This window comes from Streptomyces sp. NBC_01304 (assembly GCF_035975855.1).
Classification (GTDB): Bacteria; Actinomycetota; Actinomycetes; order Streptomycetales; family Streptomycetaceae; genus Streptomyces.
The window spans coordinates 4,879,708-4,904,952 of sequence record NZ_CP109055.1 but is presented as its reverse complement, the minus strand read 5'-3'; the positions used below and the strand labels follow the sequence as shown (position 1 = coordinate 4,904,952).

The 25,245-nt window shown below is 68.8% G+C and carries 23 protein-coding genes; 19 read left to right on the top strand and 4 right to left on the bottom strand.

The genetic code is table 11. The features are described from left to right. Positions 1-37 precede the first annotated feature (37 nt). The gene (locus tag OG430_RS21525) at positions 38-730 is read left to right on the top strand and encodes a demethylmenaquinone methyltransferase (RefSeq protein ID WP_327354182.1); all 693 of its coding nucleotides are present in this window, start codon (positions 38-40) and stop codon (positions 728-730) included. Positions 731-734: 4 nt separating this feature from the next. Beyond that, complete coding sequence (locus OG430_RS21520) at positions 735-1,664, top strand: glutaminase (protein WP_327354181.1); 930 nt, start codon at positions 735-737, stop codon at positions 1,662-1,664. A 73-nt stretch (positions 1,665-1,737) separates the two neighbouring features. Here OG430_RS21520 and OG430_RS21515 read toward each other — a convergent pair whose 3' ends face one another. Beyond that, positions 1,738-2,037 carry a PASTA domain-containing protein gene (locus OG430_RS21515; RefSeq protein WP_327359179.1) on the bottom strand — a complete coding sequence of 100 codons (300 nt, stop codon included), beginning with the start codon at positions 2,035-2,037 and terminating at the stop codon, positions 1,738-1,740. Between the two features lie 159 nt (positions 2,038-2,196). Beyond that, on the bottom strand, positions 2,197-2,712 hold the full coding sequence (locus tag OG430_RS21510) for a GNAT family N-acetyltransferase (protein WP_327354180.1): 516 nt from the start codon (positions 2,710-2,712) through the stop codon (positions 2,197-2,199). 110 nt (positions 2,713-2,822) lie between these two features. Here OG430_RS21510 and OG430_RS21505 point away from each other — a divergent pair, with 110 nt between their 5' ends. Further along, positions 2,823-4,112 carry a geranylgeranyl reductase family protein gene (locus OG430_RS21505; protein WP_442816728.1) on the top strand — a complete coding sequence of 430 codons (1,290 nt, stop codon included), beginning with the start codon at positions 2,823-2,825 and terminating at the stop codon, positions 4,110-4,112. Here the strand turns inward: OG430_RS21505 and OG430_RS21500 are convergent. Then, complete coding sequence (locus tag OG430_RS21500; protein ID WP_327354178.1) at positions 4,078-4,929, bottom strand: helix-turn-helix domain-containing protein; 852 nt, start codon at positions 4,927-4,929, stop codon at positions 4,078-4,080. The genes OG430_RS21505 and OG430_RS21500 overlap by 35 nt on opposite strands. A 49-nt stretch (positions 4,930-4,978) precedes the next feature. Between OG430_RS21500 and OG430_RS21495 the strand changes: the two genes are divergently transcribed. Next, the gene (locus OG430_RS21495; RefSeq protein ID WP_327354177.1) at positions 4,979-5,341 is read left to right on the top strand and encodes a cupin domain-containing protein; all 363 of its coding nucleotides are present in this window, start codon (positions 4,979-4,981) and stop codon (positions 5,339-5,341) included. 65 nt (positions 5,342-5,406) lie between these two features. Here OG430_RS21495 and OG430_RS21490 read toward each other — a convergent pair whose 3' ends face one another. Then, positions 5,407-6,207 (bottom strand): C40 family peptidase, encoded by an 801-nt coding sequence (locus tag OG430_RS21490; RefSeq protein ID WP_327354176.1) that lies wholly within the window; start codon positions 6,205-6,207, stop codon positions 5,407-5,409. Positions 6,208-7,062: 855 nt separating this feature from the next. Between OG430_RS21490 and OG430_RS21485 the strand changes: the two genes are divergently transcribed. The 15 genes from OG430_RS21485 (at position 7,063) to recQ (ending at position 25,228) form a co-directional block, all read left to right on the top strand. Beyond that, a complete protein-coding gene (locus tag OG430_RS21485; RefSeq protein WP_327354175.1) occupies positions 7,063-7,422 on the top strand; it encodes an NADH-quinone oxidoreductase subunit A in 360 nt (119 codons plus the stop codon). A 17-nt stretch (positions 7,423-7,439) separates the two neighbouring features. Continuing rightward, the gene (locus OG430_RS21480) at positions 7,440-7,994 is read left to right on the top strand and encodes a NuoB/complex I 20 kDa subunit family protein (RefSeq protein ID WP_327354174.1); all 555 of its coding nucleotides are present in this window, start codon (positions 7,440-7,442) and stop codon (positions 7,992-7,994) included. Continuing rightward, positions 7,991-8,737, top strand: coding sequence for an NADH-quinone oxidoreductase subunit C (locus OG430_RS21475; protein WP_327354173.1), 747 nt, complete (start codon positions 7,991-7,993; stop codon positions 8,735-8,737). The genes OG430_RS21480 and OG430_RS21475 overlap by 4 nt, the downstream gene beginning before the upstream one ends. Further along, a complete protein-coding gene (locus tag OG430_RS21470) occupies positions 8,734-10,086 on the top strand; it encodes an NADH-quinone oxidoreductase subunit D (RefSeq protein ID WP_327354172.1) in 1,353 nt (450 codons plus the stop codon). The genes OG430_RS21475 and OG430_RS21470 overlap by 4 nt, the downstream gene beginning before the upstream one ends. A 29-nt stretch (positions 10,087-10,115) precedes the next feature. Further along, positions 10,116-10,931 (top strand): NADH-quinone oxidoreductase subunit NuoE, encoded by an 816-nt coding sequence (gene nuoE, locus OG430_RS21465; protein ID WP_327359178.1) that lies wholly within the window; start codon positions 10,116-10,118, stop codon positions 10,929-10,931. Then, entirely contained in the window at positions 10,931-12,280 is a 1,350-nt protein-coding gene (nuoF, locus tag OG430_RS21460; protein WP_327354171.1) for an NADH-quinone oxidoreductase subunit NuoF, read from the top strand. Before nuoE ends, nuoF begins: the two co-directional genes overlap by 1 nt. Then, positions 12,277-14,775 carry an NADH-quinone oxidoreductase subunit G gene (locus OG430_RS21455; protein ID WP_327354170.1) on the top strand — a complete coding sequence of 833 codons (2,499 nt, stop codon included), beginning with the start codon at positions 12,277-12,279 and terminating at the stop codon, positions 14,773-14,775. The genes nuoF and OG430_RS21455 overlap by 4 nt, the downstream gene beginning before the upstream one ends. Then, positions 14,772-16,139, top strand: coding sequence for an NADH-quinone oxidoreductase subunit NuoH (gene nuoH / locus OG430_RS21450; RefSeq protein WP_327354169.1), 1,368 nt, complete (start codon positions 14,772-14,774; stop codon positions 16,137-16,139). Before OG430_RS21455 ends, nuoH begins: the two co-directional genes overlap by 4 nt. Positions 16,140-16,173: 34 nt before the next feature. Continuing rightward, positions 16,174-16,827 (top strand): NADH-quinone oxidoreductase subunit NuoI, encoded by a 654-nt coding sequence (nuoI, locus tag OG430_RS21445; protein WP_327359177.1) that lies wholly within the window; start codon positions 16,174-16,176, stop codon positions 16,825-16,827. Continuing rightward, the gene (locus OG430_RS21440; RefSeq protein ID WP_327354168.1) at positions 16,824-17,672 is read left to right on the top strand and encodes an NADH-quinone oxidoreductase subunit J; all 849 of its coding nucleotides are present in this window, start codon (positions 16,824-16,826) and stop codon (positions 17,670-17,672) included. The genes nuoI and OG430_RS21440 overlap by 4 nt, the downstream gene beginning before the upstream one ends. Then, a complete protein-coding gene (gene nuoK / locus OG430_RS21435) occupies positions 17,669-17,968 on the top strand; it encodes an NADH-quinone oxidoreductase subunit NuoK (protein ID WP_327354167.1) in 300 nt (99 codons plus the stop codon). Before OG430_RS21440 ends, nuoK begins: the two co-directional genes overlap by 4 nt. Before the next feature lie 15 nt (positions 17,969-17,983). Continuing rightward, entirely contained in the window at positions 17,984-19,879 is a 1,896-nt protein-coding gene (gene nuoL, locus OG430_RS21430; protein ID WP_327354166.1) for an NADH-quinone oxidoreductase subunit L, read from the top strand. A 5-nt stretch (positions 19,880-19,884) separates the two neighbouring features. Then, entirely contained in the window at positions 19,885-21,480 is a 1,596-nt protein-coding gene (locus OG430_RS21425; RefSeq protein ID WP_327354165.1) for an NADH-quinone oxidoreductase subunit M, read from the top strand. Continuing rightward, positions 21,477-23,126 carry an NADH-quinone oxidoreductase subunit NuoN gene (nuoN, locus tag OG430_RS21420; RefSeq protein WP_327354164.1) on the top strand — a complete coding sequence of 550 codons (1,650 nt, stop codon included), beginning with the start codon at positions 21,477-21,479 and terminating at the stop codon, positions 23,124-23,126. The genes OG430_RS21425 and nuoN overlap by 4 nt, the downstream gene beginning before the upstream one ends. A 203-nt stretch (positions 23,127-23,329) precedes the next feature. Continuing rightward, positions 23,330-25,228, top strand: coding sequence for a DNA helicase RecQ (gene recQ / locus OG430_RS21415; RefSeq protein WP_327354163.1), 1,899 nt, complete (start codon positions 23,330-23,332; stop codon positions 25,226-25,228). Positions 25,229-25,245: the final 17 nt, after the last annotated feature.

Sequence of the window (25,245 nt, the reverse complement as noted above, 5' to 3'; positions counted from 1 at the left end):
CAGGGGCACCGCCCCATGCCCTGCCAGAATGGCAACCGTGACCCGCGCATCCTTGGACAAGCAGCCCCACGAAGTCGCCGAGATGTTCGACGGCGTCGCCGAGAAGTACGACGTCACCAACGACGTGCTGAGCCTCGGCCAGGCCCGCCTCTGGCGCAAGGAGGTCGCGAGGGCGGTCGACGCGCGCCCGGCGCAGAAGATCCTCGACCTCGCCGCAGGCACCGCGACGTCGAGCCTCCCCTTCGCCCAGGCGGGCGCGTACGTCGTCCCCTGCGACTTCTCGCTCGGCATGCTCCAGGTCGGCAAGAAGCGCAACCCGCACCTCCCGCTCACCGCGGGCGACGCGACGAAGCTGCCCTTCCAGGACAACGTCTTCGACGCGGTCACGATCTCCTTCGGCCTGCGGAACGTACAGGAGACGGACCAGGCCCTGCGCGAGCTGTACCGCGTCACCAAGCCCGGCGGCCGCGTCGTCATCTGCGAGTTCAGCCAGCCCACCTGGACCCCGTTCCGCACGGTCTACACCGAGTACCTGATGCGCGCGCTGCCGCCGGTCGCCCGCGCGGTGTCCTCGAACCCGGACGCGTACGTCTATCTCGCCGAGTCGATCCGCGAGTGGCCCGACCAGCCCGCGCTCGCCAAGCGTCTTCAGGGCGCCGGCTGGGACAAGGTCGCCTGGCGCAACCTCACCGGCGGTGTGGTCGCGCTGCACCGCGGCTTCAAGGCGTAGCCGGGTGAGCCTGGTGCCGGACCTGAACTACCAGGACGTACTGGACCAGATCGCCGAGGAGATCGCCGCGCTCCCCGGCCGCGGCCGCTCCGCCGACTACATCCCGGCCCTCGCCGGCATCGACCCGCACCGCTTCGGCATGGCCATCGCCGACCTCGACGGCAAGGTGTACGGGGTGGGGGAGTGGCAGACCCCGTTCTCCGCGCAGTCCGTCACGAAGGTCTTCACGCTGGCCCTGGTCCTCGCCAGGGACGGTGCCGCGCTCTGGGAGCACGTCGGCCGCGAACCCTCCGGCAACCCCTTCAACTCCCTGGTGCAGTTGGAGTACGAGAACGGGATTCCGCGCAATCCGTTCATCAACGCGGGCGCCCTCGCCGTCACCGACCGTCTGCAGGCCCTGACCGGCGACGCGGCCGGCACGCTCCTGGAGTTCCTGCGCGCCGAGACCGGCAACTGTGAGGTCGGCTTCGACGAGGAAGTGGCCCGCTCCGAGACCGCGAACGGCGACCGCAACGCCGCGCTGGCCCACTTCATGGCGTCGTACGGCCGGATCCGCGGCCCGGTCCCGAGGCTCCTGGACCACTACTTCCGGCAGTGCTCGACCGTGCTGAGCTGCGCCGATCTCGCCCTGGCCACCGGGTTCCTGGCCCGCCACGGCCTGCTGGCCGACGGCAGCAGGCTGCTGACCCGCAGCGAGGCCAAGCAGATCAACGCGGTGATGATGACCTGCGGCACCTACGACGCCGCGGGCGACTTCGCGTACCGCGTCGGCCTGCCCGGCAAGAGCGGCGTCGGCGGCGGCATCATCGCGGTGGTGCCGGGCCGCTGCACCCTGGCCGTGTGGAGCCCGGGCCTCGACGAGCGCGGCAACTCGGTGGCGGGCGTGGCGGCGCTCGACCGCTTCACGACGCTGACCGGCCTCTCGGTCTTCTGACCTCTGGGGGGGGGTACGTCCCCGGATCTCTGGGGGGTACGTCCCCGGATCTCTGGAGGGGTACGTCCCCGGATCAGTGCGCCGGAATGACCCACTCCCCGCTCGCCCCGGGTTCAGGTTCGGGGATCTCCCGCCGCATCCCGCCGCTCGGCGGCTTCGGCGTCCGGGGCTCGCGCACCCCGGCCCCGCCCTCGCCCTCACCCTCGCCGAAGTCGAACCAGACGACGACGGGCGAGCCCCAGGGGACCTCGGCGCCGGGCAGCGGTATCTGACGTACGACGTAATCGGTGATCAGATCGAGGAAGTCGGGGCGGCTCGGCGCCTCGAGCACCAAGCCGTGCAGCGATGCCTCTTCGCGTGCGTCCTCGGCCATCAGGCCGACCAGTTTCGGGACCCGCACCTCGGGTGCCTTGGGTGGTTTCCTGGGCAATGCGTCACCCCCAGCCGTACCGGAAGCGTAGACGGCCCGTGGCGTGCCCGGAAGCGCCCGGTCAGAACTCAACCGGCTTGGGGGACAAGGAGGTTGGGGCCGCTACAGCACCAGCGTGTACCGGTGCCCCTCGAGCCCGCCCGACGTCGTGAAGCGCTCGGCCAGCTCCATGCCGAGCCGCTGGATCACCGCGATCGACCGCTCGTTGCGGGCGTTGACCATCGCGACCACGTTCGACACCCCGGCCGCGCGCACCCGCTCAAGGGTCATCCGGGCCGCCGTCGTGGCGATGCCCCGGCCCCAGGCCGCGCGGGCGAGCCGCCAGCCGATCTCGATCTCGCCGACCGGGCCCGTCTCGTGCGGCCAGGGCTGGGCGCCCACGAAGCCGAGCACCTGGTCGTCCTCGTCCAGGACGGTCCAGAAGCAGAAGCCCAACTCGGCGTCGTGCTTGCGCTGCCGGGCGGTCAGCTCCTCGTAGAAGGAGAGCTCGGCCGCCTTGCCGCCGTGGAATTCCATGACCTCCGGGTCGTTGAAGACCTCGTGCCAGGCGTAGGCGTCCTCTTCGGTGGGGACGCGCAGCCGGATGACAGGAGCCGTCTCATTACGCGGAGGGGTCATGCGGGGCAGCCCTTCAGTTCTGTGATCAGTACGCCCCCATAGACTGCACGTGTCCAGCGCGCTTGACACGCAAAATTCTTACGCCCAGGGGAGAACCCGCCGTGACCGAGCTGCAGCCCCCCGCCACCAACACGGCCCAGACGGCGGACGTGATCGTCGTCGGGGCCGGCCCGGCCGGCTCCACGACCGCGTACTACTTGGCGAAGGCCGGACTCGACGTCCTGCTCCTCGAGAAGACCGCCTTCCCCAGGGAGAAGGTCTGCGGTGACGGGCTCACGCCGAGGGCCACCAAGCAGTTGGTGTCCATGGGCATCGACATCTCCGAAGAGGCCGGCTGGCTCCGGAACAAGGGCCTGCGCATCATCGGTGGTGGCGTCCGGCTCCAGCTCGACTGGCCGGACCTCGCCTCGTTCCCGGACTACGGACTCGTCCGCAAGCGCGACGACTTCGACGAGCAGCTGGCCCGCCAGGCGCAGAAGGCGGGCGCCCGGCTGCACGAGCGCTGCAACGTCGGCGCCCCGATCGTCGACGACCGCACGGGCCGCATCACCGGTGTGCACGCCAAGCTCGGCGAGGAGAAGACCCCGGTCACCTTCCACGCGCCGCTGGTGGTCGCCGCGGACGGCAACTCCACCCGCCTGTCGCTCGCGATGGGTCTGCACCGCCGCGACGACCGCCCCATGGGCGTCGCCGTACGGACGTACTTCAAGTCCCCGCGGCACGACGACGACTACCTGGAGTCCTGGCTGGAGCTGTGGGACCGCCGCGGCGCCCAGGACCGGCTGCTGCCCGGCTACGGCTGGATCTTCGGCATGGGCGACGGCACGTCCAACGTCGGGCTCGGCATCCTCGACTCCTCCGCCGCCTTCAAGGAGCTGGACTGGCGCGAGGTCCTGAAGGCCTGGTGCGCGTCCATGCCCGAGGACTGGGGCTACACCCCGGACAACATGACGATGCCGATCCGCGGCGCGGCCCTGCCGATGGCCTTCAACCGCCAGCCGCACTACACCAAGGGCCTGCTCCTGGTCGGTGACGCGGGCGGCATGGTGAACCCGTTCAACGGCGAGGGCATCGCGTACGCCATGGAATCCGGACAGATCGCCGCAGATGTGATCGTCCAGGCGGCGGCCCGCCAGACGCCCGCCCAGCGGGAGTTGGCGCTGCAGCGCTACCCGAAGGTCCTCAAGGACACGTACGGCGGTTACTACACGCTCGGCCGTGCCTTCGTGAAGGTCATCGGCAACCCGAAGATCATGAAGATCGCGACGCAGCGCGGTCTCACCCACCCGATGCTGATGAAGTTCACGCTGAAGATGCTGGCCAACCTGACGGACCCGACGGGCGGGGACGCGATGGACCGGATCATCAACGGCCTTTCGAAGGTGGCCCCGAAGGCCTGACGTACCGGGTGGGCGTGGTGCCCACGTACCGGGTGAAGTGCCGGTTCAGGTGCGCCTGGTCGTAGAAGCCCACTTCGGTGGCGACTGCGGCCGGGCGCATTCCTGTGAGCAGCAGCCGCCGGGCGAGGTCGATGCGGCGGCCGGTGAGGTAGCTGTGCGGAGGCAGGCCGTACGTCTGCCGGAAGCTGCGGATCAGATGGGTCGGGTCGGCGTGCAGCAGCGTCCCCGCCTCACTCAGGGATATTCCGGCAGATATCCGGGCATCCAGCAACTCCCGCAGGGCGGCCGCCAGTCGGGAGGCCTCCCGGCGCCCCTGCTCGCGCGGTCCGGGCGCCGCCGTGAGATGCCCCAGGAGCCTCTCTCGTACGAGAACGAGCCGTGCCTCGGCCTCGAACTCGTCCCCGGCCGTCGCGAGCGCCGTGTGCAGCCTCCGGATGCGGTGGTGCAGCAGCGGGTCGCCGTGCACGGGGGTGTCGACGGCCGCACCGGTGAGGTGGGCGGGGACCACGCTCGTGTCGAGGTACAGGACGCGCTTGCGGAAGCCGCCGGCGTGCACGGTCCTTCCGTCGTGCGGGACGCCGGGCGGCAGCAGGATCACCGAGCCGGAGGACGAGCCGGTGCTCGCGGCGCCGTGCCGGTGCCGGTCGACGCCGAAGTCCACCGATCCGTCGTCCAGGATCATCAGGTCCCAGGTGTCATGGGTGTGCACCGGGTAGGCGTGGTCGGTGAAGTGGGCGTGGAACACCTCGGCGATGCCCGCGACCCGCGGCTGCCAGGCGCTGACCCGGGTGCTGTTGCTGTCCCGAGCGCTGCCCATGCCAGGAACGTACAAGAAGAAGACCATGCCCGCGCGGCACGCTCACTTCATGAACAACGCCGTGAATGTCGCAGAGCAGCTGGCCCAGGTCACCGAGCACTTCGCCCAGCGCACGATCGCCACCGTGAACGACTACGAGGTCAAAGTCGCCAAGCTCGAGGGCGAGTTCGTCTGGCACCGCCACGAGGACACCGACGAGCTCTTCCTCGTCGTCGCGGGCCGCCTCACCATCCAGCTCCGCGACGGGGACGTGGAGCTGGGCCCCGGTGAGCTGTACGTCGTCCCGAAGGGCGTCGAGCACTGTCCCCTCGCCGAGGAGGAGACCTCGATCCTGCTCCTGGAGCCTGCCGGGACCCTCAACACCGGCGACGCGGGCGGCCCGCTGACCCGGGCGGCCGTGAGCGGGGCCTGAGGAAACGGCATGGGCCGCTGCTCCCCCGAGGGAGCAGCGGCCCATGAGCCGTTGGCGGCGGTGCGTCAGAGAACGCGCACGGCGCCGGAGGCGGGGTAGCCCGACAGGTCCTGGATCACGACGCCCTTGGAGGGGTTCGCGGCGTCCAGGTACTGGCCGTTGCCGACGTAGACACCGACGTGGTACGCGGAGCCCGCGCCACCCCAGTAAAGGATGTCGCCGACCTGGACGTTGGACAGCGAGACCGGGGTGCCGGCGACCGACTGGTCCTGCGAGACGCGCGGAAGGTCCACGCCCGCCTGCTTGAACGCGGCCTGCACCAGGCTGGAGCAGTCCCACGCGTTGGGGCCGGAGGCGCCCATCACGTAGGCGTCGCCGAGCTGCGCCTTGAGGAAGCTGATGACCGTGCCGACGCTGCCGCTGGCCGGGGCGACCGACTGTGCGGAGGCGGAGGCGGAGGAGCCGGAGGCGCTGAGCGTCGTGCGCTCGGCGGAGCGGGCGGCCCGCTCCTCGGCGGCGCGCTTCTTGGCGGCCTTCTCGGCCTTCTCCTTGGCCTCGGCCTTCGCCTTGGCCTTCTTGGCGTCCTTGGCGGCCTGCGCGGCTGCGGCGTCCTGCTCGGCCTGCAGCTGGTAGGTGTCGGCGGCCTGCTGGGTGGCGTCCGCCGTGGCGGCGACCTTCGTCGCCAGCTCCGTGGTGAGCGTGGGCATTTCGATGGTCTCGGTCACCGGCTCGGCCGCGTGGGCAGCTCCGGTGGTGCCGGCCACCGCGAGGGTGCTGAGGACGCCACCGGCAACTCCGGCGCGCAGCTTCGTGGTGCGCTGCGGGCGGGGCTTCCGGTGGCTGGGTATGTGAGCGGTGTGGGACATGGGAACAACTGCTAGCAGGGCATGCGGGTTCCCTTCAAGAAACGTGTGCTGCGCCACAGTTGTCGAGATCCTGTGTGAATCCCGGGCGCGTCGGCCCTTATTGACGCCGTAACGGTCAATACGGACAGCAGCCATCAGCGCCATGATCACGGGTTTTCTGGGATACGTCCGATTTGCCGGTGACCTACCACCGGTTGAGGTCGGTGGCCAAGCCCGTCGAATGAGGCGCCCGAATGGAGTGGCGCAGGTCACGTACAGGTCACGGAATGGAGACCGAGGCAACCGAAATGCGGCGGTCGGTGCGGAAGGAGTGCGGCGGTCGGCGTGGAAGGAGCGTGGCGGCCGGGGCAGCCGAAGTGCTCCACAAGGTCATCCGCTCGTGAACGCGTGCGCACATCTGCCGCCGCCGACCCCTCTTCGGCCACCGCCCGCTCCGGTCCGCGAGTGCCCGACCCCCCTCGTCCCGACGTACGAAAGTCGTCGCCCGCGAGGCCCTCTAGCAGCACCCGCCGAGCGGCGCCAATTTGCTTGCAGCTGCCACTCCTTGATAGTGCCGCACGCCTTCTACCAGGGGTAACTGGCAAAGATGTCACCTTTGGTGACCACCTCGGAGCTTCGCGTATGAAGATCACCGCTCATCCGACTTCATGATCGTTCGTCAGGTGGTGGAGATCACAAAGGCGTTGTCGTACCCCGTGTCGCAGATCACAGACCGGCAGGCATAAGATGCGGGGCAGTTGGGCTTGTGAACTGCCTCACATAAACACGATCTTCGTGGGGCGGGGAATACGCCCGCAGGTCCTTGGTGGCCTGTCCGCCGAAGCAGTCACTGTCGACTGAGAGGAGCGAGGAGCGGTGAACGCGTATGCGCCCATCCTCGTACTGGGGGCCCTGGCGGCCGGCTTTGCGATCTTTTCTGTGATCACAGCCTCGGTCGTCGGCCCAAAGCGGTACAACCGCGCCAAGCTCGAGGCCTATGAGTGCGGTATCGAGCCCACGCCGACTCCGGCCGGTGGTGGGCGATTCCCCATCAAGTACTACCTGACGGCGATGCTCTTCATCGTCTTCGACATCGAGATCGTCTTCCTCTACCCCTGGGCCGTCACCTTCGACGCCCTGGGGGTTTTCGGGCTCGTGGAGATGTTGCTCTTCGTGCTCACCGTCTTCGTGGCCTACGCGTATGTGTGGCGGCGCGGCGGTCTGGAATGGGACTGAGGGGCTGAGGGGCACCAATGGGACTCGAAGAGAAGCTGCCTAGCGGCTTTCTGCTGACCACCGTCGAACAGGCCGCGGGCTGGGTGCGCAAGGCATCCGTCTTCCCTGCCACCTTCGGCCTCGCCTGCTGCGCCATCGAGATGATGACGACCGGCGCCGGGCGCTACGACCTGGCCCGATTCGGCATGGAGGTCTTCCGCGGATCGCCGCGCCAGGCCGACTTGATGATCGTGGCCGGCCGGGTCAGCCAGAAGATGGCGCCCGTTCTGCGGCAGGTCTATGACCAGATGCCGAACCCCAAGTGGGTCATTTCCATGGGTGTTTGTGCGTCTTCCGGCGGAATGTTCAATAACTACGCAATTGTCCAGGGCGTTGACCACATCGTCCCGGTTGATATCTATTTGCCCGGTTGCCCGCCCCGGCCCGAGATGCTGATGGACGCGATTCTCAAGCTCCACCAGAAGATCCAGACCTCCAAGCTCGGCGTGAACGCCGAGGAGGCGGCCCGTGAGGCGGAGGAGGCGGCCCGCAAGTCGCTGCCTCTGATCGAGATGAAGGGGCTGCTTCGGTGAGTGAGTCCACTGGCGGTTCCAACGGGGTGAACCCCGAGAAGGACCTCGGCGCGGCCAATCTGCCCGGCCAGCGCGGTGAGCACGGCGAGGAGATCCGCGTCCAGCGCGGCATGTTCGGCGCCAACAACGGCGGCGACACCTCGGGTTACGGCGGTCTCGTACGTTCCGTACGGCTGCCCGGCGCCTCGTCCCGCCCGTACGGCGGCTGGTTCGACGAGGTGGCGGACGAGCTCGAGGGCGCCCTGGAGGAACAGGGCCTGGTCCCCGAGAACGCCATCGAGAAGACGGTCGTCGACCGCGACGAGCTCACCTTCCACATCGCGCGCGAGCACCTGGTGCGGGTCGCGAAGACCCTGCGCGACGACCCGGCCCTGCGCTTCGAGCTGTGTACCGGCGTCTCCGGTGTCCACTACCTGGAGGACAAGGGCCGCGAGCTGCACGCGGTGTACCACCTGCGCTCGCTCACCCACGGCCGGCTGCTCCGCCTGGAGGTCAGCGCGCCGGACAGCGACCCGCACGTGCCGTCCCTGGTCGCGGTCTATCCGACCAACGACTGGCACGAGCGCGAGACGTACGACTTCTTCGGCCTGATCTTCGACGGCCATCCCGCCCTCACCCGGATCATGATGCCGGACGACTGGCAGGGCTTCCCGCAGCGCAAGGACTACCCGCTCGGCGGCATCGCCGTCGAGTACAAGGGCGCCCAGATCCCGGCTCCGGACCAGCGGAGGTCGTACTCGTGACCACTCCCCACGCACCCCATGCAACGCCGCGCGCCACTACAGAGGGCACCGTATATACGGTCACCGGCGGCGACTGGGACGAGGTCGTCCAGTCCGCGGCCAAGTCCGACGACGAGCGCATCATCGTCAACATGGGGCCGCAGCACCCGTCCACGCACGGCGTGCTCCGGCTGATCCTCGAGATCGACGGCGAGACGGTGACCGAGGCCCGCTGCGGCATCGGCTATCTGCACACCGGCATCGAGAAGAACACCGAGTACCGGACCTGGACGCAGGGCACGACCTTCGTCACGCGCATGGACTACCTGACGCCGTTCTTCAACGAGACGGCGTACTGCCTGGGCGTCGAGAAGCTGCTCGGCATCGAGGACCAGATCCCGGACCGGGCCAGCGTCATCCGCGTCCTGCTGATGGAGCTGAACCGGATCTCCTCGCACCTGGTCTGCATCGCCACCGGGGGCATGGAGCTCGGCGCGACGACGATCATGATCTACGGCTTCCGTGATCGTGAACTCATTCTCGACATCTACGAGTTGATCACCGGCCTGCGCATGAACCACGCGTACATCCGGCCCGGCGGACTCGCCCAGGACCTGCCGCCCGGAGCGCTGGACCAGCTGCGCGAGTTCGTGAAGACCATGAAGAAGAACCTTCCCGAGTACGACAAGCTCGCCACCGGGAACCCCATCTTCAAGGCCCGCATGCAGGACGTCGGTTACCTCGACCTGACCGGCTGCATGGCCCTCGGAGCCACCGGCCCGATCCTGCGCTCGGCCGGCCTGCCGCACGACCTGCGCAAGACCGACCCGTACTGCGGCTACGAGACGTACGACTTCGACATCCCGACCGCCGACACCTGCGACTCGTACGGCCGCTTCCTCATCCGTCTCGAGGAGATGCGCCAGTCGCTGCGGATCATCGAGCAGTGCCTGGACCGCCTCAAGCCCGTCGGCGGCTCCTCCGAGCACGACCCGGTCATGGTCGCCGACAAGAAGATCGCCTGGCCCGCGCAACTCGCGCTCGGCCCGGACGGGTTGGGCAACTCGCTCGACCACATCAAGAACATCATGGGCACCTCGATGGAGGCCCTGATCCACCACTTCAAGCTGGTGACCGAGGGCTTCCGGGTCCCGCCGGGTCAGGCGTACACGGCCGTCGAGTCGCCCAAGGGCGAGCTCGGCGTGCACGTCGTGTCCGACGGGGGCACCCGCCCCTACCGGGTCCACTTCCGTGACCCGTCCTTCACCAATCTGCAGGCCATGGCGGCGATGTGCGAGGGCGGCCAGGTCGCCGACGTCATCGTCGCCGTCGCGTCCATCGACCCCGTGATGGGAGGCGTCGACCGGTGACCACTTCACAAGAGGGCGTCAGCCTGGGGATGCCCCAGCTGCCCGCGCCCGACTACCCGGCCGACGTACGCGCCAGGCTCGAAGCGGATGCGAAGGAGGTGATCGCCCGCTACCCGGACTCCCGCTCGGCGCTGCTGCCGCTGCTGCACCTGGTGCAGTCCGAGGAGGGCCATGTCACCCGCACCGGCCAGCAGTTCTGCGCGGACGTGCTCGGTCTGACCACCGCCGAGGTCAACGCGGTCGCCACCTTCTACACGATGTACCGAAGGAAGCCCTCCGGGGACTACCAAGTCGGCGTCTGCACCAACACGTTGTGCGCCGTCATGGGCGGCGACGCCATCTTCGACGAGCTGAAGTCGCACCTCGGGGTCGGCAACAACGAGACCACCGGGGACGGCAAGGTCACCCTCGAGCACATCGAGTGCAACGCGGCCTGCGACTTCGCGCCCGTGGTGATGGTGAACTGGGAGTTCTTCGACAACCAGACGCCCGACTCCGCGAAGCAGCTCGTCGACGACCTGATCGCCGGGCGGCCCGTCGAGCCCACGCGCGGGGCGCCGATCTGCACCTACAAGGAGACCGCCCGCATCCTGGCCGGCTTCCCGGACGAGCGCGCGGGCGCCGTCGAGGCCTCCGGCGGCGCGGGCCCCGCCTCCCTGATCGGCCTGAAGCTGGCCAAGGGCGAGGCGGCCGTGCCCCGTGTGGTGCACCCGCGCGGGGAGTCCGCCCGGGACGGGCAGCCCGAACCCGGCGCCGAGCACCTCAGCTCGCACGACGCACCGCAGCAGACCTCGGCCTCCGACCCGGCCCACCCCGCCGGACCGACTGCCGAGGAGGGGGAGTGATGACGTTGGCACCCGAGATCAACAACGAGAGCCCCGAGAAGTTGCTGGCACCGGTCCTGTCGGCGTTCTGGGACGAGGACAAGCCCTGGACGCTGGAGACGTACAAGCGGCACGAGGGCTACGAGGGCCTGCGCAAGGCCCTCGCCATGACGCCCGACGACCTCATCGCGTACGTGAAGGACTCCGGTCTGCGCGGACGTGGCGGCGCCGGCTTCCCCACCGGGATGAAGTGGCAGTTCATTCCTCAAGGGGACGGCAAGCCGCACTATCTGGTGGTCAACGCCGACGAGTCGGAGCCCGGGACCTGCAAGGACATCCCGCTCCTCTTCGCGAACCCGCACAGCCTCATCGAGGGCATCGTGATCGCGTGCTACGCGATCCGTTCCTCGCACGCCTTCATCTATCTGCGGGGTGAAGTCGTCCCCGTACTACGGAGGTTGCACGAGGCCGTACGCGAGGCGTACGAGGCGGGCTACCTCGGCAAGAACGTCCTGGGCAGCGGGCTCGACCTCGAACTGACGGTGCACGCGGGCGCGGGCGCGTACATCTGCGGGGAAGAGACCGCACTGCTCGACTCACTGGAGGGACGGCGCGGTCAGCCCCGACTGCGTCCCCCTTTCCCGGCGGTCGCGGGTCTCTACGCGTGCCCCACTGTCGTCAATAACGTCGAGTCCATCGCTTCCGTTCCCGCGATCCTCAATCGCGGCAAGGACTGGTTCAAGTCGATGGGCAGCGAGAAGTCCCCGGGCTTCACGCTGTATTCGCTCAGCGGGCACGTCACCAACCCCGGGCAGTACGAGGCCCCGCTCGGCATCACGCTGCGCCAGCTGCTCGACATGAGCGGCGGGATGCGGGCCGGTCACCGGCTCAAGTTCTGGACGCCGGGCGGGTCTTCGACGCCGATGTTCACCGACGAGCACCTTGATGTGCCGTTGGATTACGAGGGTGTCGGAGCCGCCGGTTCCATGCTCGGCACCAAGGCCCTGCAGTGCTTCGACGAGACGACCTGTGTCGTCCGCGCGGTCACCCGGTGGACCGAGTTCTACGCCCACGAGTCCTGCGGCAAGTGCACGCCCTGCCGCGAAGGGACGTACTGGCTGGTGCAGTTGCTCCGCGACATCGAGGCCGGCAAGGGACAGATGTCCGACCTCGACAAGCTCAACGACATCGCCGACAACATCAACGGCAAGTCCTTCTGCGCCCTCGGCGACGGCGCCGCCTCGCCGATCTTCTCCTCGCTCAAGTACTTCCGCGAGGAGTACGAGCAGCACATCACCGGCAAGGGCTGCCCGTTCGACCCCGCCAAGTCGACTCTCTGGGCGGACAAGCACACGGAGGTGAACGCATGACGGTCACTACTAGCGCTCCCTCCGGGGGCGGGGAGGCGGCGATTCCGCCGGAAGACCTCGTGTCGCTGACGATCGACGGCATCGAGATGAGCGTGCCGAAGGGCACCCTCGTCATCCGCGCCGCCGAACAGCTCGGCATCGAGATCCCGCGGTTCTGCGACCACCCCCTGCTCGACCCGGCCGGCGCCTGCCGCCAGTGCATCGTCGAGGTGGAGGGCCAGCGCAAGCCGATGGCCTCCTGCACCATCACCTGCACCGACGGCATGGTCGTCAAGACGCACCTCACGTCGCAGGTCGCCGAGAAGGCCCAGAAGGGTGTGATGGAGCTCCTGCTCATCAACCACCCGCTGGACTGTCCGGTCTGCGACAAGGGCGGCGAGTGCCCGCTGCAGAACCAGGCGATGTCGCACGGCCAGTCGGACTCCCGCTTCGAGGGCAAGAAGCGGACGTACGAGAAGCCGGTCCCGATCTCCACGCAGGTGCTGCTCGACCGCGAGCGGTGCGTGCTCTGCGCCCGCTGTACCCGGTTCTCCAACCAGGTCGCGGGCGACCCGATGATCGAGCTGATCGAGCGGGGCGCGCTCCAGCAGGTGGGCACCGGGGAGGGCGACCCGTTCGAGTCGTACTTCTCTGGGAACACCATCCAGATCTGCCCCGTCGGGGCGCTCACCTCGGCCGCGTACCGGTTCCGGTCGCGGCCTTTCGACCTTGTGTCGTCGCCGAGCGTGTGCGAGCACTGCTCCAGCGGCTGCGCGACCCGCACCGACCACCGGCGCGGCAAGGTCATGCGGCGGCTCGCCGCCGACGACCCCGAGGTCAACGAGGAGTGGATGTGCGACAAGGGACGCTTCGGCTTCCGCTACGCACAGAAGCCGGACCGGCTCACCACTCCGCTCGTACGCAACGCTGAAGGCGAGCTGGAGCCCGCCTCGTGGCCCGAGGCCCTGGAGGCCGCGGCCGCCGGGCTGAACGGCGCCCGCGGGCGGGCCGGGGTGCTCGTCGGCGGCCGGCTCACCGTCGAGGACTCGTACGCGTACAGCAAGTTCGCGCGCGTGGCCCTCGACACCAACGACGTCGACTTCCGCGCGCGCGTGCACAGCAGCGAGGAGGCCGACTTCCTGGCCTCGCGCATCGGCGGGCGGGGCCGCGATCTCGACGGAAGTGGCGTCACTTATACGTCGCTTGAGAAGGCGCCGGCCGTACTGCTCGCCGGGTTCGAGTCCGAGGAGGAGGCGCCCGGCGTCTTCCTCAAGCTGCGCAAGGCCTGGCGCACGCATAAGCAGCGGACCTTCGCACTCGCCCCGTTCGCCACCCGCGGCCTGGAGAAGGCGGGCGGCACGCTGCTGCCCGCGGCGCCCGGCACCGAGACCGAATGGCTGGACGCGCTGGCGTCCGGGGTCGGGCTCGGCGAGGACGGGGCGAAGGCGGCCGAGGCGCTGCGCGGCGAAGGCGCCGTGATCGTGGTGGGCGAGCGGCTCGCGGCGGTCGCGGGCGGTCTGACGGCCGCAGTACGTGCCGCCTCCGCGACCGGCGCCCAGCTGGTGTGGGTGCCGCGCAGGGCCGGAGAGCGTGGCGCCGTCGAGGTCGGCGCGCTGCCCTCGCTGCTCCCGGGCGGCCGTCCGGCGACCGACCCGCGGGCCCGCGAGGAGGTCGCCGCCGCCTGGGGCGTCGCCGAACTCCCGCACCGCTACGGCCGCGACACCGGTCAGATCGTCGAGGCCGCGGCCACCGGCGAGCTCGGGGCCCTGGTGGTCGCGGGCGTCGAGGTCGCGGACCTGCCCGACCCGCTGCGCGCGCGTGAAGCGCTTCGTGAGGCCTTCGTGGTCTCGCTGGAGCTGCGGCCCGGAGAGGTCACCGCCGTCGCGGATGTCGTCCTCCCTGTCGCCGCCGTCGCCGAGAAGTCGGGCACCTTCCTCAACTGGGAAGGCCGGGCGAGGCCCTTCGAGGCCGCGCTCAAGCCGGAGCAGATGACCCGGACGCTCGCGCCCACCGACGCGCGCGTGCTGCACATGCTGGCCGACGCCATGGATGTGCACCTCGCGCTGCCGGACCAGCGCAGCATCCAGCGCGAGCTGGACCGGCTCGGCGGCTGGGACGGCCCGAGGGCGACCGAACCCCTGGAGACGGGTGCGCAGTTGCCGCGTCCGGCCTCCGGTGAGGCGGTCCTCGCGGGGCACCGGCTGCTGCTCGACCAGGGCCGACTCCAGGAGGGCGACGACGCGCTGGCCGGCACCCGGCACGCCGCGGTCGCCCGGGTCTCGGCGGCCACCGCCGCGGAGGCCGGCGTCAAGGACGGCGACATGCTCTCCGTCGCCGGGTCGCGCGGAGCCGTACAACTCCCGCTCCAGGTCACCGAGATGCCGGACCGGGTGGTCTGGCTCCCGCTGAACTCGACGGGCGGGGGCGTCGCCTCCGACACCGGGGCCCGCCCCGGTGAGCTGGTCAAGATCGGGCCTGCCGCCCTCACTTCGGAAGCAGTGGAGGTCGAAGCATGAGCCCCGCTCAGATGCAGCTGGCTGCGGAAGACCTCTCGCTCTTCGGCACCGACCCCTGGTGGCTCGTCGGCATCAAGGCGGTCTTCTGCTTCGCCTTCCTCATGCTGACCGTGCTGTTCTCCATCGTCTGGGAGCGCAAGGTCGTCGCCTGGATGCAGCTGCGCATCGGCCCCAACCGCCATGGCCCCTGGGGGATGTTGCAGTCCCTCGCGGACGGCGTGAAGCTGATGCTCAAGGAAGACGTGATTGTCAAGCGCGCGGACAAGGTGGTCTACGTCCTCGCGCCGATCATCGCGGCGATCCCGGCCTTCATGGCGATCGCGGTGATCCCCTTCGGGCCGGCCGACAACCAGGTGTCGATCTTCGGACACCGCACCACGATGCAGCTCACCGACCTGCCGATCGCGATGCTCTACATCCTCGCGGTCGCCTCCGTCGGCATCTACGGCATCGTCCTCGCCGGCTGGTCCTCCGGATCGACGTACCCGCTGCTCGGCGGTCTCCGCTCCTGCGCGCAGATGATCTCGTACGAGATCGCGATGGGCGCCGCGTTCGCCTCCGTCTTCCTCTACTCCGGGTCGATGTCGACCTCGGCGATCGTGGAGGCGCAGTCCGACCGCTGGTACATCATGCTGCTGCCGGTCTCCTTCATCATCTACGTGGTGACGATGGTCGGCGAGACCAACCGTGCGCCGTTCGACATGCCGGAGTCCGAGGGCGACCTGGTCGGTGGCTTCAACACCGAGTACTCGTCGATCAAGTTCGCGCTCTTCATGCTCGCCGAGTACGTGAACATGGTGACGGTCTCGGCGGTCGCGACGACCCTGTTCCTGGGCGGCTGGCGGGCCCCGTACCCGATCAGCACCTTCTGGGAGGGAGCCAACGTCGGCTGGTGGCCGATGCTCTGGTTCATCCTCAAGGTCCAGCTGTTGCTGTTCTTCTTCATCTGGCTGCGCGGCACGCTGCCGCGTGTGCGCTACGACCAGCTGATGAAGCTCGGCTGGAAGGTGCTCATCCCGGTCTCGGTCGTCTGGCTGATGCTGGTGGCGACCGTACGCACGCTGCGGAACGAGAACTACGACTTCGCGGACATCGTGATGTACGTCGGCGGGGGCGTACTGGCCCTGCTGATCCTGTCCTTCGTCGTCGACATGTTCCGCGGCAAGGGCGAACAGAAGTCGGCGGAGGCCGAGGCCCAGGACGTGCCCGCCTTCGACCCGATGGCCGGCGGATTCCCCGTACCGCCGCTGCCGGGACAGAGCCTGCCGCCCGTGCCGCGACGACGCTCGCGCCAGGAGCGGGAGTTGATTGTCAGTGGTGCCCCAGATACTGCGAGTGACGGAAAGGAGGCCGACGGTGTCTGATCTCCCCAAGAAGCCTGACAAGTCCGGCAAGTCCATCGAGCCGCGCGGGTCCGGCGGATCCGCGTCCGCCGATGCCAAGGACACGGCGCAGGGCTTCCAGAACCCTGTGGCCGGCTTCGGCGTGACCTTCAAGGCCATGTTCAAGAAGCGGCTGACCGAGCAGTACCCGGAGCAGCCGAAGACCACGGCGCCCCGCTTCCACGGCCGTCACCAGCTCAACCGCCACCCCGACGGCCTCGAGAAGTGCGTGGGCTGCGAGTTGTGCGCCTGGGCCTGTCCCGCCGACGCCATCTATGTCGAAGGCGCGGACAACACCGAGGAAGAGCGCTACTCGCCCGGTGAGCGGTACGGCCGCGTCTACCAGATCAACTACGCCCGCTGCATCCTGTGCGGCCTGTGCATCGAGGCGTGCCCCACGCGCGCGCTGACGATGACCAATGAGTTCGAGCTGGCCGACTCCAGTCGCGCGAACCTCATCTACACCAAGGAGCAGCTGCTCGCCGGGCTCGAAGAGGGCATGGTCGAGAGCCCGCACTCGATCTTCCCGGGGATGGACGAGGGCGACTACTACCGGGGCCTGGTGACCGAGGCGGCGCCCGGCACCGTGCCCCAGGTCGCCGTCTCCAAGGGCGAGAAGCCCGCCGAGGAGCCCGCGGCCGCTTCGGAGACTGAGGAGGTGGGGGCATGAGCGCGCTCGCCGCGTACAGCACCTCCTCCGGTGAGGCCGTCCAGTTCTGGGTCCTCGGCATCGTCGCGGTGATCGGCGCCCTGTGCACCGTCTTCATGAAGAAGGCCGTGCACAGCGCGCTCTGCCTCGCCGGGACCATGATCATTCTCGCGGTCTTCTACCTGGCCAACGGCGCGTACTTCCTGGGTGTCGTGCAGATCGTCGTCTACACCGGCGCGATCATGATGCTCTTCCTCTTCGTGGTCATGCTGGTCGGTGTCACGGCCGCGGACTCCCTGAAGGAGACCATCAAGGGCCAGCGCTGGCTGGCCGTCGGGTGCGGACTCGGCTTCGGCATCCTGATGATCGCCGGGATCGGCAACGCTTCCCTGAAGGAGTTCAACGGCCTGGCGAAGGTCAACTCCGGGGGCAACGTGGAGGGATTGGCCTCCCTCATCTTCACCAAGTACGTCTTCGCCTTCGAGATCACCGGCGCCCTGCTCATCACGGCCACCGTCGGCGCCATGGTGCTCACCCACCGGGAGCGCACCGAGCGGGCCAAGACCCAGCGGGAGATGTCCGAGGAGCGTGTGCGCGGGACCCACCTTCCGCCGCTCCCGGCCCCGGGCGTCTACGCCCGGCACAACGCGGTGGACATCGCGGGCCTGCTCCCGGACGGCACCCCGTCCGAGCTCACGGTCATGAAGACCCTGCGGGACCGCGGTCAGATCCGGGACGTGTCGGCCGAGGCGCTGAACGACCTGAAGGCGCTCGAGCAGCGCTCCGAGGAGCGGCTCGGCCGCCACGAGGCGGAGCCTTTCATCTCGCAGCGTGACGGTGACCGGGAAGAGGAGGCCGCGAAGTGAACCCCGTCAACTACCTCTATCTGGCAGCGCTGTTGTTCGCGATCGGCGCCAGCGGCGTGCTGATCAGGCGGAACGCCATCGTGGTGTTCATGTGCGTCGAGCTGATGCTCAACGCCTGCAACCTCGCGCTCGTCACCTTCTCCCGGATGCACGGCAATCTCGACGGCCAGATCATCGCGTTCTTCACGATGGTCGTCGCCGCCGCGGAGGTCGTGGTCGGGCTCGCGATCATCGTGTCGCTGTTCCGTTCCCGCCACTCGGCCTCGGTCGACGACGCCAGCCTGATGAAGCTGTAAGGGGTCGGAAGAATCGTGGAGAACTTGATTGCGCTGCTTGTCGCGGCGCCTCTGCTCGGAGCGGCCGTACTGCTGTGCGGCGGGCGCCGGCTCGACAAGGCCGGCCATGTGATCGGCACGGTCCTGGCGTTCGCGTCGTTCGGTGTGGCGGTATCGCTGTTCCTCGACATGCTGGGCCGGACCGGCGAGGACCGGGCCATGCACCAGCATCTGTTCAGCTGGATCCCGGTCGGCGGCTTCAAGGCCGATGTGGCCTTCCAGCTCGACCAGTTGTCGATGACGTTCGTGCTCCTCATCACCGGGGTGGGCTCGCTGATCCACATGTACTCGATGGGGTACATGGAGCACGACGAGCGCCGACGCCGCTTCTTCGGCTATCTGAACCTGTTCCTCGCGGCGATGCTGATTCTCGTCATCGCCGACAACTACCTCCTTCTGTACGTCGGCTGGGAGGGCGTCGGCCTCGCCTCGTACCTCCTGATCGGCTTCTGGCAGCACAAGCCCAGTGCGGCCACCGCCGCCAAGAAGGCGTTCCTGGTCAACCGGGTCGGCGACATGGGCCTGTCGATCGCGATCATGCTGATGTTCACCACCTTCGGGGCCTTCACCTTCGAAGCGGTGAACGACTCGGTGGGCGACACCGGCGAGGGCAAGCTCACGGCGATCGGCCTGATGCTGCTGCTCGCCGCGTGCGGCAAGTCCGCGCAGGTGCCGCTGCAGTCGTGGCTCGGGGACGCGATGGAGGGCCCGACCCCGGTCTCGGCCCTCATCCACGCCGCGACCATGGTCACCGCCGGCGTCTACTTGATCGTCCGCTCGGGCGCGATCTTCAACGCGGCGCCGGACGCCCAGCTGCTCGTCACCATCGTGGGTGCGGTCACGCTGCTCTTCGGTGCGATCGTCGGTTGCGCGAAGGACGACATCAAGAAGGCCCTCGCCGGGTCGACGATGTCGCAGATCGGCTACATGATCCTGGCGGCCGGGCTCGGCCCGATCGGCTATGTCTTCGCGATCATGCACCTGGTGACGCACGGCTTCTTCAAGGCCGGGCTGTTCCTCGGGGCCGGGTCGGTCATGCACGGCATGAACGACGAGGTCGACATGCGGAAGTACGGCGGCCTCAGGAAGTACATGCCGGTCACCTTCGTGACCTTCGGTCTCGGCTACCTCGCGATCATCGGCTTCCCGGGTCTGTCCGGCTTCTTCTCCAAGGACAAGATCATCGAGGCGGCCTTCGCCAAGGGCGGTACGGAGGGCTGGATCCTCGGCTCGGTCACGCTTCTGGGCGCGGCGATCACCGCGTACTACATGACGCGCGTGATGCTCCTGACCTTCTTCGGCGAGAAGCGCTGGCAGCCGGATGCGGAGGGCAACGAGCCGCACCCGCACGAGTCGCCCAAGTCGATGACGATCCCGATGATCGTGCTCGCCTTCGGGTCGGTCTTCGCGGGTGGTCTGTTCAGTATCGGCGACCGCTTCCTGAACTGGCTGGAGCCGGTCACCGGTCACAGCCACGGGCACGCGCCGGTCAGCGCGATGACGGTCACCGCGGCCACCATGGTGGTCCTGGTCATCGGTGTGGCCATCGCCTACCTGCAGTACGGGCGCCGTCCGGTCCCGGTCACCGCCCCGCGCGGTTCGCTGCTCACCCGGGCCGCCCGCCGCGACCTCCTCCAGGACGACTTCAACCACGTGGTCCTGGTCCGCGGCGGCGAACACCTCACGCGGTCCCTGGTGTACGTCGACCACTCGCTGGTCGACGGGGTCGTCAACGGCACGGCGGCCGGCTTCGGCGGGCTTTCGGGCCGACTGCGCAAGATGCAGAACGGCTTCGCCCGCTCGTATGCGCTATCGATGTTCGGCGGTACGGCGATCCTCATTGCCGCGACCCTGCTGATGAGGGCGGTCTGATCGATATGTCCTTTCCTCTGCTGACAGCGACGGCCGCGGTGCCGGCCCTCGGGGCGATCGCCACGGCGGCCGTCCCGGCGGCCCGGCGCACCGTCGCCAAGTGGCTGGCCCTGCTCGTCTCGGTGGCCACGCTCGCCCTCGCGGTGATCGTCCTGGTGCGCTTCGAGCCCAAGGGCGAGCGCTACCAGCTCACCGAATCGCACTCCTGGATCAAGGACTTCGGGGTGCGGTACGAGCTCGGTGTGGACGGCATCGGGGTGGCGCTCATCGCGCTCACCGCGCTGCTGATCCCGTTCATCATCGCGGCCGGCTGGAACGACGCCGACCCGCAGGAGACCGGGACCGCATCCGACAGCAGCGTTGCTGCGGGCCGCTGGCGCCCGACCCAGGGCTTCTTCGCCCTGATCCTCATGGTCGAGGCGATGGTGATCCTCTCCTTCGAGGCCACCGACGTCTTCCTCTTCTACATCCTCTTCGAAGCCATGCTCATCCCGATGTACTTCCTCATCGGCGGCTTCGGGGACCGGGCACACGCGGGAAGCGACGAGAACGCCGCGGCCCAACGCTCGTACGCGGCCGTGAAGTTCCTGCTCTACAACCTGGTCGGCGGCCTGATCATGCTGGCCGCGGTCATCGGCCTCTACGTGGTCGCCGGGAACTTCTCGCTGGTCGAGATCGCCGAGGCCCGGGCCAGCGGTGACCTGAACATGGCCACCAACACCGAGCGGCTGCTCTTCCTCGGCTTCTTCTTCGCCTTCGCGGTGAAGGCCCCGCTGTGGCCGCTGCACACCTGGCTGCCGAACGCGATGGGCGAGGCCACGGCCCCGGTCGCCGTGCTGATCACGGCAGTTGTCGACAAGGTCGGCACCTTCGCGATGCTGCGCTTCTGCCTCGGTCTTTTCCCCGAGGCCTCGAAGTGGGCGACACCGGTGATCCTGGTGCTCGCACTGATCAGCATCGTGTACGGCGCACTGCTCGCCGTCGGCCAGCGCGACATCAAGCGCCTGGTGGCGTACGCGTCGATCTCGCACTTCGGGTTCATCATCCTCGGCATCTTCGCGATGACCTCGCAGGGCCAGTCCGGCGCGACGCTCTACATGGTCAACCACGGGATCTCGACCGCGGCCCTGATGCTGGTCGCGGGCTTCCTGATCTCGCGGCGCGGCTCGCGGCTCATCGCTGACTACGGCGGGGTGCAGAAGGTGGCGCCGGTGCTCGCCGGGACCTTCCTGGTGGGCTCCCTGGCCACCCTCTCGCTGCCGGGCCTCGCGCCCTTCGTGAGTGAATTCCTGGTCCTGGTCGGCACGTTCGCGCGCTATCCGGTGGTCGGCATCATCGCCACCATCGGCATCGTGCTCGGCGCGCTCTACAGCCTCGTGCTCTACCAGCGCACGATGACGGGCCCGGTCAAGCAGGAGGTCTCGGCCATGCCGGACCTCAAGGTGCGGGAGCTGGCGGTCGTCGCCCCGCTGATCGCGCTGCTGCTGTTCCTGGGTGTCTACCCGAAGCCGGTCACCGACCTGGTGAACCCGGCGGTCGGGCACACCATGTCCGACGTACAGAAGAAAGACCCCAAGCCCGAGGCGGAGGCGGCCAAGTGAGCGCAACAGCCGTCCACAGCCTGTGGACAACGGCGGCCGGAGAGGTCGACAAGATCCCCGCGCCGCACATCGAGTACAGCCTCCTCTCGCCCACGCTGATCGTGATCGGCGCGGCAGTGGTCGGCATCCTCATCGAGGCATTCGTGCCGCGCAAAGCGCGGTACTACGCCCAGGTGTTCACCGCCGTCGTCGCCCTGATCGCCGCCTTCGCGGCGGTGGTCGGGCTCGCGGCCGGCGGGTACGGCACCACCAAGGCGGGCATCGCCGCCATGGGCGCGATCGCCGTGGACGGGCCCGCGCTGTTCCTGCAGGGCACGATCCTGCTGGCCGGCCTGGTCTCGGTGTTCACCTTCGCCGAGCGCAGGCTCGACCCGGCGACGCACGGCAACCGCGTCGACTCCTTCGCGGCGCAGGCCGCGTCGGTGCCGGGCAGCGAGAGCGAACAGGCCGCGGTGAAGGCCGGGTTCGCCACCACCGAGGTGTTCCCGCTCGCGCTCTTCGCGATCGGCGGCATGCTGGTCTTCCCTGCGGCCAACGACCTCCTGACGCTCTTCATCGCGCTGGAAGTCTTCTCGCTGCCGCTGTACCTGCTCTGCGCCCTGGCCCGCCGCAAGCGGCTCATGTCGCAGGAGGCGGCGGTCAAGTACTTCCTGCTCGGCGCCTTCTCCTCGGCGTTCCTGCTCTTCGGAGTGGCGCTCCTCTACGGGTACGCGGGCACGGTCTCGTACGCCGGCATCGCCGATGTCGTCGACGGCACCGTCCAGAACATCGACCCGGCGCTCGCCGGCACCATGGGGAACGACGCGCTGCTGCTCATCGGCGCCGCGATGATCCTGATGGGGCTGCTCTTCAAGGTCGGAGCGGTCCCGTTCCACATGTGGACCCCGGACGTCTACCAGGGCGCCCCGACCCCGGTCACCGGCTTCATGGCGGCGGCCACCAAGGTCGCGGCGTTCGGTGCGCTGCTCCGGCTCCTTTACGTCGTGCTGCCGGGCCTGCGCTGGGACTGGCGGCCGGTGATGTGGGGCGTCGCGATCGTCACCATGCTGCTCGGTGCGATCGTCGCCATCACGCAGACCGACATCAAGCGGCTCCTCGCGTACTCGTCGATCGCGCACGCCGGCTTCATCCTGGCCGGTGTCATCGCCACGACCCCGGACGGCATCTCCTCGGTCCTCTTCTACCTGGGCGCCTACTCCTTCGTGACGATCGGTGCGTTCGCCGTGGTCACGCTGGTGCGGGACGCGGGCGGCGAGGCCACGCACCTGTCCAAGTGGGCCGGTCTGGGCCGTCGTTCACCGCTGGTGGCGGCCGTCTTCGCGGTCTTCCTGCTCGCCTTCGCCGGCATTCCGCTCACCTCCGGGTTCGCGGGGAAGTTCGCGGTGTTCAAGGCGGCGGCCGAGGGCGGCGCGGGCGCGCTGGTCGTGGTCGGTGTGATCTCTTCGGCGATCGCGGCGTTCTTCTACATCCGCGTCATCGTCCTCATGTTCTTCAGCGAGCCGAAGGCGGACGGCCCGACGGTCGCCGTGCCGTCGCCGCTGACCATGACGGCGATCGGGGTGGGTGTGGCGGTCACGCTCGTGCTGGGTGTGGCGCCGCAGTACTTCCTGGATCTGGCGAATCAGGCTGGTGTGTTCGTGCGCTGAGTCGCGTGATTTGCTTGGTTTGTACGTTGCCGCCCGGCGCCCCGTTCATGGAGCGCCGGGCGGCGGCATTTCACGGCACAGGTGATCGGGCAGCGGCATTAGTCGTACCGGAACCCACAGGCTGTGGATAACTTTCGAGGGCTGTCGGCGCTGAGCCCTAGGGTGGTCTCCGTGGTCAATCGACGACCGACGGGGGCAGGGCGATGAACGGAACCGTAGTGATGGCTGAGATGCCAGAGATGACGAAGACACCGGAGAGCGACGCGCTGCGCACGCTCCACCGGGTCTTCGGGTACGACAGCTTCCGTGGCGAGCAGGAAGCGGTCATCGAGCATGTGGTGGCCGGCGGGGACGCCGTGGTGCTCATGCCGACCGGCGGCGGCAAGTCGCTCTGCTACCAGATTCCGGCCCTGGTCAGACCCGGCACGGGCATCGTGGTCTCGCCCCTGATCGCGCTGATGCAGGACCAGGTGGACGCGCTGCGCGCCCTGGGTGTGCGGGCCGGGTTCATGAACTCCACGCAGGACTTCGACGAGCGGCGCGTGGTCGAGGCCGAGTTCCTCGCGGGCGAGCTCGACCTGCTCTATCTGGCGCCGGAGCGGCTGCGGCTCGACTCCACCCTGGACCTGATCGGCCGGGCCAAGATCTCCGTCTTCGCGATCGACGAGGCGCACTGCGTGGCGCAGTGGGGCCATGACTTCAGGCCCGACTATCTGGCGCTCTCGCTCCTCGGTGAGCGCTGGCCGGAGGTCCCGCGGATCGCGCTGACGGCGACGGCCACCCATGCCACCCACCGCGAGATCACCCAGCGGCTCGGCATGCCGCAGGCACGGCACTTCGAGGCGAGCTTCGACCGGCCGAACATCCAGTACCGGATCGTGCCGAAGGACGACCCCAAGAAGCAGCTGCTGCGCTTCTTGAAGGACGAGCACGCGGGGGACGCGGGCATCATCTACTGCCTGTCGCGCAACTCCGTTGAGAAGACTGCCGAGTTCCTGTGCAAGAACGGCATCGAGGCGGTGCCGTACCACGCGGGCCTGGACGCCGGGACGCGCGCCCGGCACCAGTCGAGGTTCCTGCGCGAGGAGGGCCTGGTCGTCGTGGCGACCATCGCCTTCGGCATGGGCATCGACAAGCCGGACGTCCGCTTCGTCGCCCACCTCGACCTGCCGAAGTCGGTCGAGGGCTACTACCAGGAGACCGGCAGGGCCGGACGCGACGGGCAGCCGTCCACGGCCTGGATGGCGTATGGGCTGAACGACGTCGTCCAGCAGCGCAAGCTGATCCAGATGGGCGAGGGCGACGAGGCCTTCCGGCGCCGGGCCGCCTCGCACCTGGACGCGATGCTGGCGCTGTGCGAGACCGTCGAGTGCCGGCGGGGCCAGCTGCTCGCCTATTTCGGGCAGGAGCCGGGGGCCGAGGGCTGCGGCAACTGCGACACCTGCCTCACCAGGCCCGAGACCTGGGACGGGACGGTGGCCGCGCAGAAGGTCCTCTCCACGGTGGTGCGGCTCGACCGGGAGCGGCGGCAGAAGTTCGGCACGCTGCAGATCGTCGACATCCTCCTGGGCAAGAGGTCCGCGAAGGTGATCCAGTTCGACCACGACCAGCTGTCGGTGTTCGGCATCGGCCAGGAGCTGTCGGAGGCCGAATGGCGGGGCGTGGTGCGGCAGTTGCTGGCCCAGGGGCTGCTCGCGGTGGAGGGGGAGTACGGCACGCTGGTGCTGACCGAGCAGAGCGCGTCGGTGCTCGGGCGGCAGCGTGAGGTGCATCTGCGCAAGGAGCCGAAGAAGGTGGCGTCGGCGCGGGGTTCGGCCGGCAAGGGCTCCGGCTCCGGCAAGTCGAAGGTCGCGGTCGACCTGCCCGAGGAGATGCTGCCGCTGTTCGAGGCGCTGCGGGCCTGGCGTGCGGAGCAGGCGCGGGAGCAGGGCGTCCCGGCCTATGTGATCTTCCATGACGCGACGCTGAAGGAGATCGTGCTGGCGGGGCCGTCATCGGTGGCCGAGCTGGGGGAGATCGGCGGGGTCGGCGAGAAGAAGCTGGCGACCTATGGGGAGGGAGTGCTCGGGGTGCTGGAGGAGTTCGCGGGGGCCGAGGAATGAGCGTGGCCGAGGGCTGG

Coding starts and splice junctions, on each gene's coding strand:
- nuoH (WP_327354169.1), top strand. CDS start 14,772: ATGAGCCCCGCTCAGATGCAGCTGGCTGCGGAAGACCTCTCGCTCTTC.
- recQ (WP_327354163.1), top strand. CDS start 23,330: ATGAACGGAACCGTAGTGATGGCTGAGATGCCAGAGATGACGAAGACA.
- OG430_RS21510 (WP_327354180.1), bottom strand. CDS start 2,712: ATGACCCCTCCGCGTAATGAGACGGCTCCTGTCATCCGGCTGCGCGTC.
- OG430_RS21480 (WP_327354174.1), top strand. CDS start 7,440: ATGGGACTCGAAGAGAAGCTGCCTAGCGGCTTTCTGCTGACCACCGTC.
- nuoF (WP_327354171.1), top strand. CDS start 10,931: ATGACGTTGGCACCCGAGATCAACAACGAGAGCCCCGAGAAGTTGCTG.
- OG430_RS21515 (WP_327359179.1), bottom strand. CDS start 2,037: ATGGCCGAGGACGCACGCGAAGAGGCATCGCTGCACGGCTTGGTGCTC.
- OG430_RS21500 (WP_327354178.1), bottom strand. CDS start 4,929: ATGGGCAGCGCTCGGGACAGCAACAGCACCCGGGTCAGCGCCTGGCAG.
- OG430_RS21495 (WP_327354177.1), top strand. CDS start 4,979: ATGAACAACGCCGTGAATGTCGCAGAGCAGCTGGCCCAGGTCACCGAG.
- OG430_RS21440 (WP_327354168.1), top strand. CDS start 16,824: ATGAGCGCGCTCGCCGCGTACAGCACCTCCTCCGGTGAGGCCGTCCAG.
- OG430_RS21425 (WP_327354165.1), top strand. CDS start 19,885: ATGTCCTTTCCTCTGCTGACAGCGACGGCCGCGGTGCCGGCCCTCGGG.
- OG430_RS21455 (WP_327354170.1), top strand. CDS start 12,277: ATGACGGTCACTACTAGCGCTCCCTCCGGGGGCGGGGAGGCGGCGATT.
- OG430_RS21490 (WP_327354176.1), bottom strand. CDS start 6,207: ATGTCCCACACCGCTCACATACCCAGCCACCGGAAGCCCCGCCCGCAG.
- nuoE (WP_327359178.1), top strand. CDS start 10,116: ATGCCCCAGCTGCCCGCGCCCGACTACCCGGCCGACGTACGCGCCAGG.